Below are 11,255 nucleotides of genomic sequence, written 5' to 3'. Positions count from 1 at the left end.
ATGCTGAGAACAATATTTACCATTAGTCTCGTTTTAGGAGTATTTGTTGTCTGGGCCCAAGAAGGTTGCCCAACTCCTTTCGGTGTTCAAAATGAACTTAAGAGATATCACGTTGCAGCTGGCGTAGGATTGACACATCTATATGGTGATATTGAAAAGGCAGGAACAATAGGTAAAGCGGTCTTTGTAAAAGGAGATTATCAGATAAAACGTGGGTTATATGTTGGGGTAGAGGGACAGTTTGGCGTGCTGGAGGCTATGGAAGACAATATTTTATCCACTAGTAATCGTTACGTAAAGAATAATTATATGGGTGGTGGGCTGATGTTAACATTTCATCCTTTTGAATTTTTTTCTTCGGCAGCAAAATCAGGACAGTCTACCTTGGATATTTTGGGAAAGTCCTTTTATGTTGGAGTAGGTGTACTGGGGATTATGAATAATTATGATTCTGTCTTTCGTAAAAATCCTACGCAACCTCAAGTGCCGCCCGGTAATTATGGCCCGATAGAGACCGATGATGGTACGCGTAATCCGGTGTTTAAAAAGAAAATAAATTCGGTAACGCTTCCTACTGTTAACATTGGTTTTGCCGTACCTGTGAATAGACGCTACTCCAAATCAGGTAACTATTGGAGCATACTTGTTAATGGACAGTTTAACTTTGCTAATAATGATTTGCTGGACGGTTATATGCCCCGTGATGCTAATCTTGTAAGAATAGGTACGAAAAATGATATGTATACGATGTATTCGCTAGGAGCTAGGTATTCGTTTTAGTATAGGATAGCCTCTTTAGACGATCATGTTGTCTTTAATCTTTCAGCTTCTTTAAGATTCTTAAACCTCTGCTTGATAAAGCGGGGGTATTTTTTTTCTCTAAGTCAAATTGGATCTGAATCCGTAATTCATGTGCAAGCCAGGGGTGTTTGACAACGAATGCCAGGAGTATGTCGTATGCGTTACAACGTACGGCAATGGGGCAGTTGGTATCTGCTAATAGTTCAAAGGTCTTTTCGAGGAGTTTTTCTTCGTTATCTTCATCTGGAAGGTCTAATCCTTTTTTTGAAGCGTTGTGTAGCTCCATGAGGAGTTTTGAGATGCTTCTTAAGACACTCCAATTCTTCGTAGTGATGTATAAGGTTGTAATCTGTTTCTGGTATCGATGGAGTAGATCGACAGAGGAGAGCAGGATGTGTTCTAATGCCCATGCTGCACGAAACGCAGCGCGTTGGTTTTCTGTTGATGTGCTTACGCAGATCAATTCATCAATAGATATATGTTTTAAGATATCCTTATTAAGATCAGAAGCACCGTATTGGTACAGTGCTTCTGAAATAGTCTGGAACCGTTGGTTGTCCATTGTTTCTATTAACGTCTCAAGGGACGGTCTTTATTTATCTCCGTCATATCTACCTCGTTCATGTTGGAGGAACCCAGTAAATGTTCGCTGAAGTAATCTGCCATTTTCCAGAAGAAATATTCTGTCATATCACCAAAGGCGTGGCGTTGTCCCGGTAATAATACAAAATCAAATCTTTTATTTGCTTTGATAAGAGCATCTACCATACGTATGGAGTTGGCAGGGTGTACATTGTTGTCAATGTCTCCGGTGACGATTAATAGTTTGCCTTTTAAATTTTTAGCCAATTCGGTGTTTTTCTCAATTTGGTAGTTGAATGAGGTGTCTCCTTTTGCTGATACTTCTTCTTTAACACCGTGATGACGTTCGGACCACCATCTGTTATAGATGTTGTTTTCGTGGTTACCAGCTCCAGATACGGCTACCTTAAAGAAATCAGGATATACGAGCATAGCTGCAGTGGACATAAATCCACCTCCGGAGTGTCCTGTTATACCGACACGGTTGATGTCTATATAGGGATACTTATTGGCTAGTTGTTCGGCTACCACTTTCTTGTCTTCTAAACCGTAATCCCTCAAATTTCCATAACCGTAAGTATGGTACCATTTTGAACGGGAAGGGTGTCCGCCCCGATTTCCTACGGAAATAACGATGAATCCCATTTGCGCTAAACGGTCAATTCGATCCATCCCCCTGCCGAAGCTCTTATTTACGGCTTCTGTTTGAGGACCAGGATACACATACTCAATAATTGGATATGTTTTTGTCGAATCGAAGTCGAATGGTTTGTACATCACACCATATAGGTCGGTAATACCATCTCCTGCTTTGACTTTAAAAGGTTCGGGGAATTTGTACCCTGTTGCAAATAATTGGGATAGGTCTGCTTCTTCCAATTTCATGATTAGCTGACCTGAAGAGCTGTAAAGATTCGTGGCCGGCTGTGTATTGACGCGTGAGAAGTTGTCAATGATATAGTTGCCACTTTCGCTGACAGCTACCTGATGATCGAAATCTCCAGGTGTTAATAATTTTGCGGCACCTCCATTCTTGTTGATCGAATAGTAGAATGTGTAATAAGGATCTATTCCTTTTTCTCTACCATTGGCTTTAAAAAACAGGTTTCCGGTAGATTCTTGGTACGCTGTTAGTTCATCACAGTGGAAGTCTCCTTTTGTGATCTGATGGATCAGCTTACCTTGTATATCGTACAGATAAAAATGTCCCCATCCATCGCGTTGAGACCAGTGTATGAATTGTTTACCATTGTTGACAAGTTTCGGCGCTTTGATATCTAAATATACATTGGCGCGTTCTTCGACAAGTACGCGGGTGCTTCCATCGATATTTACTGCGATAACATCTATTTTTTTTAGGTCGCGACTCGAGCGTGCCATGTAAAACTCTTGGTCATTGCCAAGCCAGTAGTTGATGTAATGTTTGCCTTTATAACTGGCTTTTGTTCTTTCTTGTCCCCATAGGCTCAAGGTTTGATTTTTAAAAGCTGCTATACTGATTTGTTTGGCTTGGTGTGTGTCGGTGTTAAATAGATATAACTCCGCTTCTGTAGAGTCCTTTTCGCCAGGCATCAAGTACTTGTAGGTCTCTAAGGTAGGACGTTTGCCACCGACATTGTTAATCACCCATAGATCGGATATCTCACGGTTGTCTTTTCTGGAAATGGCAAAGTGCTTTCCGTTCGGAGACCAGTTGAGCCATACCGCTTTACGTTTTTTTAATTCTTCTTCCTTTGACTTTTTGTCGGTCGTGGTGGTGCTGTATTGATCACCGCCCCAGGCATAATAAGGTACACCATCGGTTGTAATTTGATGTTCGACGATAGTAGAGTCCTTTTCATCTTTGGATGCTTTCAGGTAATTATCATAATCCATCCAATAGAGGTTGTAATTTTTTGCAAAATACACACGGGTAGTGTCTGGATTAAAGCTGGCCCAGCTTGGCTTGGCTTTTTCTTTGGTAGTATCGCTTATTTCTTTGAGCTGTTTGGATACAATGTTATATTCAAAGTGAAAAGTTTTACGTTTGATAGTATCTCTTTTGTTGGTTTGTTTTTGGATTTCCTCCTTACTCTTTACGGTATCTTTGGTGCTTTGTACTTCAAAACGGATTAGATTCTCATTGTCCATAAAACGGATATTCTGTAGAGAAAGGTGCTGAGCATCGAATGGATTACGGACTATCGAGGTGACTTTTGCTGCCATTTCAGCATTGTCAAATAGATTGGTTTTTTTTCGTGCGCTCGGGTCAACCAGGTACCAGTTTTTCCCCGATGGGGTGGTATATTCATACCAAAATTTATCCCCATAATTAATCCAGTTTGGTGTTACTTCGGTTGAAAAAATTAAACTTCTTAACTTGTGGGGGGCAAACTTAGCCGCTTGCTGATAGTTTGGTCGAATTGGCTTCTCTGCTTCTTGAGTGTGTCCTAAGGTGACACATAAGGCTAATAGACCTAATAAATAATACTTCATGCCAAATGAGAATGTTAATAATTTAGGAAGGCTAAAATATCCTTTTATTTGGGGAGAAACGATGGAAACCTGTAATATTTTTGATAGCTAGAAGAACTTCTCATTGAAGTTTACCAAGAATAATTCTTTTGTAGCCCGGGTAATACCGGTGTAAAGCCATCTCAGAAACTCGGTGTTTAGCATTTCATCGGTCATATAGCCTTGATCTACAAATACGAGGGGCCATTGGCCGCCCTGTGCTTTATGGCAGGTGATGGCGTAAGCAAATTTGATTTGTAAAGCATTGTAATAGGGGTCTTTTTTTATAGCCTCCATTCTGTCCTTTTTTTGTGGGATATCTTCATAGTCTCGAGCTATAGATTCGTAGAGCTGTTGCTGTTGTTCATAAGGTAGGGAAGGGGCATCAACGTGCAAGCTGTCTAGGTTGACACGGCAGCGTATGGCATCGCCTTCATTATTATCTGTAAATTCAAGATAGAGATCGGCAAAACGAAAACCGTGCATCTCATGGATATTGCCTACTTTTCTGATGACTGCCATGTCTCCATTAGCTATAAAGCCAGTATGTGTTTCGTCATGCTGTTGCAACCAGTAGTAGTTGTTTTTGACGACCATGATGCGGTCAGAACCTGTTATCTCTTCCTCTCTGAATAAAATTTGATTGCGGATATGTTTGTTGTAGAGATTGGCTGATTTGTTGGATCGGCAGATGACCATGCAATTTTCAATATCGAATTTGTCATAAGCATAATGTAGTCCTTCGATAAGCCTGTCGCCATTCATTCTGAAAATATCATTAAATGATTTGGTGACGAATTGAGGAAATGTGTATTGGGGAGATTCTTCATCGAGGCGAATCTCATTCCTGATTTTTGTAGCATTAAACAATATACCTGATGCTTTGTCCTGACGGACAACATCTGTCAATTCATATAGGTAAATGTGAAATCCAAATTCGGATTGTATAAAATCTGGATTTAAAGCAGGGCTGTTGTCTAGTCCAACAGGAGGCAATTGGGCACTGTCGCCTACGAGCATTAAACAACAGTTTTTGCCGGATTGTACATAGGTTATCAAGTCGCTGAGTAGCCCGCTGGAGAACATATTAAATCCCTCGGTGGTGATCATGGAAGCTTCGTCTACTATAAATAGGGTGTTTTCATGGAGGTTTTCGGCGAGTTCGAAATCCATCTGAAGGGAAGTGACACTGCGTTTTCTGTAGATTTTTTTATGTATCGTCAATGCATTCCTGCCTGAATAAGATCCCATCACCTTGGCTGCCCGTCCAGTGGGGGCCAATAATACTGTTTTTTTTCGTATAGCTGGAAGACTTTTGACTAATGTACTTATTATTGTGGTTTTACCTGTACCGGCATATCCTTTAAGAATAAAGCAGGAGGCTTCTGAAAAAGTGTGCAGAAATTCCGACAACAGTCCAAAGACTTCCTTTTGTTGATCGGTAGGGGGCCAGCTGAATTGTTGTAAAAGTAAATTGTTGATGAACACGTCCAAAGTTATCTAAAAAGGTTTGGCATTTCAATTGTAAAAGCTAATTTTGTTTGATTGGACGATTTACCTCTATCTTAAAAATTTATACACATGCATTATATAGCAGCCGATTTTTATCTACACTACGTGTCAAATTATTCACTCCTTATTCAGAGTGATTTTCAAACTGACCACTTGGTAGTGCTGGATGAAGATAGGCAGGTGTTGGTCTATATGGCTTATGATAACCTAAGTCCTTCTGCGGAGGCAACGAAGATGTTGAGCCTGCCATTTAAGAATGTATCTGTAAATCTTCCACACCAAGGGCTGATATGGGTACCTTCGGATGTATACCATGAAACAGAAAAGAATTTGTATGTGGATTATTTTATGGATAGTCAAGTTGAGCATATTATGACAAGTAATATTTCTGTTTTGGGAATCACTGCTTTGTATCAATACGAACGTTCTTTGCTCAATCGTTGGAAAAAGATATTTCCAGAGGCTGGTTTTACTCCGTGTTTTGAGGTTGTTATCAATCAGGTTCAAAGCTATATCCCTATTCAGGGTGAGGTTCTCGGTGTTCATATTTATGATGATCAGGCTGATTTGTTCTTGTTCATAAATGGGGAGATGCGATTGTATAATACATTTGAAGTGGCTACTGCGGATGATCTTAGCTACTTTGTACTGAATGTGTTTAACAATTTTTCTATTAAGGGGAAAATATCGAAGATCTTATTGAGTGGAGCATCTAGGGAGTCTGAATGGTTTGCCCGTTTGAATAGATATGCAGAATGGGTCGATATGATTCAAGCGAAAGACAAGTGGTCCGTAGCGGATGGTGATGTGGAACGAGCACTGGAAGCATTGAATGTTTTAGCGGATAGTGTGTCATGCGTATAATTGGGGGAACATTGGGAGGAATTAGGCTTAATCCTCCAACTAATTTGCCGGTGCGTCCAACCACGGATATTGCTAAAGAGGCTTTGTTTAGTATATTGCAGCAATATGTCGATTGGGATGGGCTTAGCTGTCTAGATTTATTTTGCGGTACTGGAAATATTTCGTTTGAATTAGCTTCTAGAGGAGTAAAAGAGGTGCTATCTGTCGATATTCATAACAAGTGTCTACTGTATGTGCGTGATATAGCGAGTAAGCACAATCTTGAAGCTATACGTACGCGTAAAGCAGATGTGGTTAAGTTTGTACAGAGTTGTGGCGATTCGTTTGATTTTGTTTTTGCGGATCCGCCATATGATATCGGTGTGCTGCCCCAGTTGCCAGAGTTGATCCTGTCCAACGGTCTTTTAAATCCGGGAGGAGTTTTGGTTGTGGAACATCCCACTATGCGCAAATTAGGACAACATGCTTTACATGTTGAGACTAGGAAATATGGAAATTCCTCTTTTAGTTTTTATAAGCAGCCTGATTTGCAACCTTAGGCTGATAGTTTGGAATAATTAAGTATTATTGATTTTGTTTCGATATGAAAGTAGCAGTTTTCCCAGGTTCATTTGATCCCTTTACTTATGCACATCAGGATTTAGTGGATCGCTCTTTAACGCTGTTTGATAAAGTTTATATTGCTGTAGGGGTCAATGCTTCTAAGAAGGGGCTTATGACCTACGAGGAGCGAAAGTTGGCTATCGAAGAGCTGTATAGAGGGGACTCGAGAGTGGTTGTGGATCTCTTTACCGGATTGACAGTTGATTATTGTCAGAAAGTAGGAGCCAACTTTATCCTGAGGGGATTGCGGAATACGAAGGATTTTGAATATGAAGATACGATAGCGCAAAACAACCTTATACTGGCTCCGGGTATAGAAACTTATTTCCTGATAAGCCGTAGTGGTACGGCTCATATCTCTTCAACGATTGTTCGTGATATTCTCGGAAATGGAGGATCTGTCAATAAGTTGGTCCCTCCTGCGGTGCTGGCGTTTTTAAAGGCTAGGTCCTGAAGAACTTTATTTTCTTGCCTTTGATCTTACCGTTTTCAGTATTCTTAATGATGGTTGTCAGCAAATGTCTTTTTATGGCAATATAAGACTCTTTGTCTTTTACTTCAATCAGACCTATATCTGTCTTTTCCAATCCTTCCATTTGTAGCATATATCCAACGATATCTATTTTATTTACCTTATCTTTTTTGCCATAAGGGATGTATACGGTTGCATAAGGGGTATTGTCCGGAAGCGGATACCTGTCTTCTAAGATGATCTCTTCGGTGTCGTCTGGAAGGTAGGCGAAATGATCTTCAGGTTTTAACATAATGACAACTTCTCCAGCATTGTTCATGCGTGCTGTTCGTCCGTTTCGATGTATAAATGCGTCTTCTTTGTTGGGCAGCTGATAATGTATGATTGTGTCAATCTGAGGAATGTCCAATCCTCTTGCTGCCAGGTCGGTAGTAATGAGTATCCTGTTGCTGTTATTCCTGAATTTAAGTATTGCCAATTCCCGATCTCGTTGTTCTAGCCCACCGTGAAACATATCGTGGATGAGACCTCTGTCTTCTAATAGCTCACTGATATGGTCGACTGCATCTCGGTGGTTACAGAATATTAGTATCTTTTGGTTCTCTAAGCTGCATATTAGGTTGAATAGTGTTTGTAATTTGTATTGTGGCGGACATACTGTCTTTTTGAAATGTATAGCAGGTTTGTTTTCTATGTCTGCTAAGAAGTCTAATTTTATGGGGTTGTTCAATTTGAGAACAGAGGGGAAATCATCTAGATCGGTAGCGGATGTCAATATTTTACGCTGAATAGCAGTACATTCGGAGATGATTCTTTCCAGTTGATCTAGAAAACCCAGTTCTAGCGATTTGTCAAACTCATCCAATACTAGGGTGTGGATGCTGTCTGTTGAAAAATGTTTGTGATCCAGGTGGTATATGATGCGTCCAGGAGTACCTATTAAGATACCAGGAGCCTCTTTCAATGCATTTCTCTCTGTCTTCGTGTCGTGCCCTCCATAGCAACATACTGTTTTATGACCTTTTATGACTGTTTTGATAACAAATTCTATTTGTAAAGCCAGTTCGCGTGTAGGAACGACTATAAGGACTTGTACTTCATTTTTTTTGTTTATAATTAACTGCTCTATTAAGAGACTAAAAGCTAGTGTCTTACCCGAACCGGTGGGGGATAATAATAGAAGATCTTGTGCTGGAGTGAATTGCGACAAGGTCTGTTTCTGCATATTATTAAGATCTTCGATCTGTAGCCTTTTTAACAGTGCTGATAATTCCATAGCGCAAAGATACTTTTTTCTATCTATTATCTGCCGAATAAGATGTTGCTGTAGTTGATAATGGTTTGTTTTTTGGCATGGGTTTTGTTTGTTATTTAGTATTCATAATTTAGGTTAATAATTGGTTAGTTAAAAAGCGTTCAATCTCCCCGATTGAACGCTTTTTTATGATATAGTATGTAAGCTCTGTATGGATATTTCATATATAATTTCTATTTTTGAATTATAGGCCATATATTAGTGTTAATAATACACTAAGTGTTAGCTGTGTTTGATCATAACCTTATAAAAGAAAATGAGTTTAATTATCGATGTACATGCGCGCCAGATTTTAGATTCGCGCGGAAATCCAACAATTGAAGTTGATGTAACCACACAAAATGGTTTTGTGGGAAGAGCTGCTGTTCCTTCAGGAGCATCTACAGGTGTTCACGAAGCGGTCGAGTTGCGTGATGGCGATAAAGCAAAATACCTTGGTAAGGGTGTTTTGAAGGCGGTGGAGAATGTTAATACAGCTATAGCGAAGGCTTTGGAAGGTGTTGATGTTTTTGAACAAAACGCAATTGATAAGATCATGATTGATCTTGATGGTACAGAGAATAAAGGTAAGTTGGGTGCTAATGCTATTTTAGGTGTGTCTCTAGCTGTTGCAAAAGCTGCTGCTCAGGAGTCCCGTCAGCCGTTATATCGTTATATCGGAGGTGTCAATGCGAATACATTGCCTATTCCAATGATGAATATCATTAATGGCGGATCGCACTCTGATGCTCCTATCGCTTTTCAGGAATTTATGATCATGCCTGTAGGGGCACCTTCTTTTTCCGAAGCCTTGCGCTGGGGAACAGAAGTGTTTCATAGTCTTAAAAAGATCTTGCACGATCGAGGTCTGTCTACTGCAGTAGGGGATGAAGGTGGTTTTGCTCCAACTTTTGAGGGTACTGAGGATGCTATTGAGACGGTGTTGAAAGCTATTGAGTCGGCAGGTTACAAACCAGGTTCGGATATTTGTCTGGCTTTAGATTGCGCTGCATCTGAGTTTTTTGTAAATGGAAAATACGATTATACGAAATTTGAAGGCGATAAGGGAGCTGTGCGTAGTTCGGAAGAACAGGCTGCTTATCTAGCCGAGCTGTCCGAAAAATATCCTATCATTTCAATCGAGGATGGAATGCAAGAGGATGATTGGGCAGGTTGGAAATTGTTGACGGATAAAATCGGAGAACGTGTACAATTGGTAGGTGACGATCTGTTCGTGACAAATACAAAACGTCTTCAACAAGGTATCGATACAGATACCGCCAATTCTATCTTGGTTAAGGTAAATCAGATCGGATCGTTGACAGAAACGATTAATGCGGTTACTCTCGCTCAAAATAGTGGTTATACCTCTGTCATGTCTCACCGCTCGGGCGAAACAGAAGATTTTACAATCGCTGATTTGGCCGTAGCTTTAAACTGTGGTCAGATTAAAACTGGTTCGGCTTCACGTTCGGATCGTATGGCAAAATATAATCAGTTGTTACGTATCGAAGAAGAACTTGGTGCAAATGCTAGATTCATTGGGAAGAATTTTAAGTTTGCAATTAAATAAAAGATAATAAGAAGGGGCTTTAGCCCCTTTTTTTGAAAGTTTTATTGTCGCCTTTTGCCACTATATCTAGTGATGGGTTATATGTGTAAAAGTTTGCTTAACTTAGATGGAAAGTCCAATCATAGTATTACTTTTGTGTCATGGAAAGAATAGTATCTTTAGTTAAGAATAGATTCCTTATATCTGGGATAGCTTTTTTAATATGGATGTGCTTTTTTGATAGATATGATGTAGCTACGCAAATTGGCTATCAACAGGAACGGAATAAATTGGAGTTGGAAAAAGAATTCTATTCTACCGAAACAGATAATATAGAAAAGGCTATTAAAGATGCGCAGTTCAATCCTACTGAGATACAGCGCATAGCCCGTGAGAAGTATAAAATGAAGAAGACGAATGAGGATGTATATGTAATCTCAGAAGTCGATCCAGAATAATTTTTTATTTTTATGTCCACATCAGTTTGCGTTTTTCTGTTGTGTGTGTTCTCTTTTCTTTACCTTTTATAGATTTTCCTTTAGTGGAATTAATTAACGCTGGAGGGAATAAGTTGGGTTTTGGATTGTTTATATACAGAGAAATTTGTTGAGCATAAAAAAAATGTGGGATTAGATGTGATCTAAGACTTTAAATAAAGGTAGTATAGGTTTCAGTGAATGGAGGGGATGCGAAAGATAAATGGATTCTTTAAAAAGAAAAAGGCTAATCTTAAGATTAGCCTTTTTCTTGTACCTAGGGCGGGAATCGAACCCGCACTCCCTTAACGGGAACAGGATTTTAAGTCCTGCGTGTCTACCAGTTCCACCACCTAGGCAACTGAGCGAAAGACGAGATTCGAACTCGCGACCCCAACCTTGGCAAGGTTGTGCTCTACCAACTGAGCTACTTTCGCTTGACGTGATGCAAAGATAGAGAGAAAATTGAAAAAGTAAAATTTTTATTTTCTTAATTGTTACTCCAGTATGTAATCCGCTCAATTTGTGTAGATTAATTTTTGTTGTATTGAACAAATTACCTACTGTAGGTTATTAATGCATGGTTTTTGCGTATTTTTGAGCGTT

Annotated in this window: 10 protein-coding genes and 2 tRNA genes; 6 read left to right on the top strand and 6 right to left on the bottom strand. The window is 39.6% G+C overall.

The window, feature by feature from the left end:
• Positions 1 to 780: a hypothetical protein gene (locus tag JKG61_RS07445; RefSeq protein WP_202102330.1), complete on the top strand. Its 780-nt coding sequence runs from the start codon at positions 1 to 3 to the stop codon at positions 778 to 780.
• A gap of 34 nt (positions 781 to 814) precedes the next feature.
• On the opposite strand, the gene JKG61_RS07440 is transcribed toward JKG61_RS07445, so the two are convergent.
• The 3 genes from JKG61_RS07440 to JKG61_RS07430 all read right to left on the bottom strand — a co-directional run bounded on the left by JKG61_RS07440 (position 815) and on the right by JKG61_RS07430 (position 5,364).
• On the bottom strand, positions 815 to 1,363 hold the full coding sequence (locus JKG61_RS07440; RefSeq protein ID WP_202102329.1) for a hypothetical protein: 549 nt from the start codon (positions 1,361 to 1,363) through the stop codon (positions 815 to 817).
• Between the two features lie 8 nt (positions 1,364 to 1,371).
• Complete coding sequence (locus tag JKG61_RS07435) at positions 1,372 to 3,858, bottom strand: S9 family peptidase (RefSeq protein ID WP_202102328.1); 2,487 nt, start codon at positions 3,856 to 3,858, stop codon at positions 1,372 to 1,374.
• 87 nt (positions 3,859 to 3,945) lie between these two features.
• Positions 3,946 to 5,364 carry an ATP-dependent DNA helicase gene (locus JKG61_RS07430; protein ID WP_021070107.1) on the bottom strand — a complete coding sequence of 473 codons (1,419 nt, stop codon included), beginning with the start codon at positions 5,362 to 5,364 and terminating at the stop codon, positions 3,946 to 3,948.
• 93 nt (positions 5,365 to 5,457) lie between these two features.
• Here JKG61_RS07430 and JKG61_RS07425 point away from each other — a divergent pair, with 93 nt between their 5' ends.
• Genes JKG61_RS07425 through coaD form a run of 3 tightly spaced genes read left to right on the top strand, consistent with a single transcriptional unit; the run spans position 5,458 to position 7,309 of the window.
• Positions 5,458 to 6,252 (top strand): DUF3822 family protein, encoded by a 795-nt coding sequence (locus tag JKG61_RS07425; RefSeq protein WP_202102327.1) that lies wholly within the window; start codon positions 5,458 to 5,460, stop codon positions 6,250 to 6,252.
• The gene (locus tag JKG61_RS07420) at positions 6,243 to 6,791 is read left to right on the top strand and encodes an RsmD family RNA methyltransferase (protein ID WP_202102326.1); all 549 of its coding nucleotides are present in this window, start codon (positions 6,243 to 6,245) and stop codon (positions 6,789 to 6,791) included. The genes JKG61_RS07425 and JKG61_RS07420 overlap by 10 nt, the downstream gene beginning before the upstream one ends.
• 44 nt (positions 6,792 to 6,835) lie before the next feature.
• Positions 6,836 to 7,309 carry a pantetheine-phosphate adenylyltransferase gene (gene coaD / locus JKG61_RS07415; protein WP_021070110.1) on the top strand — a complete coding sequence of 158 codons (474 nt, stop codon included), beginning with the start codon at positions 6,836 to 6,838 and terminating at the stop codon, positions 7,307 to 7,309.
• Here coaD and JKG61_RS07410 read toward each other — a convergent pair.
• Positions 7,299 to 8,603, bottom strand: a complete 1,305-nt coding sequence (locus JKG61_RS07410; protein WP_202102325.1) for a DEAD/DEAH box helicase — start codon at positions 8,601 to 8,603, stop codon at positions 7,299 to 7,301. The two genes, coaD and JKG61_RS07410, sit on opposite strands and share 11 nt — an antisense overlap.
• Before the next feature lie 295 nt (positions 8,604 to 8,898).
• Here JKG61_RS07410 and eno point away from each other — a divergent pair, with 295 nt between their 5' ends.
• Positions 8,899 to 10,194 (top strand): phosphopyruvate hydratase, encoded by a 1,296-nt coding sequence (eno, locus tag JKG61_RS07405; protein ID WP_202102324.1) that lies wholly within the window; start codon positions 8,899 to 8,901, stop codon positions 10,192 to 10,194.
• Positions 10,195 to 10,334: 140 nt separating this feature from the next.
• Complete coding sequence (locus JKG61_RS07400) at positions 10,335 to 10,631, top strand: FtsB family cell division protein (protein WP_202102323.1); 297 nt, start codon at positions 10,335 to 10,337, stop codon at positions 10,629 to 10,631.
• A 292-nt stretch (positions 10,632 to 10,923) separates the two neighbouring features.
• Here JKG61_RS07400 and JKG61_RS07395 read toward each other — a convergent pair.
• Together JKG61_RS07395 and JKG61_RS07390 are read right to left on the bottom strand one after the other, a co-directional pair.
• A tRNA-Leu gene (locus tag JKG61_RS07395) sits at positions 10,924 to 11,008 on the bottom strand.
• 5 nt (positions 11,009 to 11,013) lie between these two features.
• Positions 11,014 to 11,086: transfer RNA gene (locus JKG61_RS07390), tRNA-Gly, on the bottom strand.
• Between the last annotated feature and the right edge of the window lie 169 nt (positions 11,087 to 11,255).

Origin of the sequence: Sphingobacterium faecale (assembly GCF_016746095.1) — a bacterium.
Classification (GTDB): Bacteria; Bacteroidota; Bacteroidia; order Sphingobacteriales; family Sphingobacteriaceae; genus Sphingobacterium; species Sphingobacterium faecale.
The sequence above is the reverse complement of the archived record's forward strand: the minus strand, read 5'-3'. Positions and strand labels throughout refer to the sequence as shown.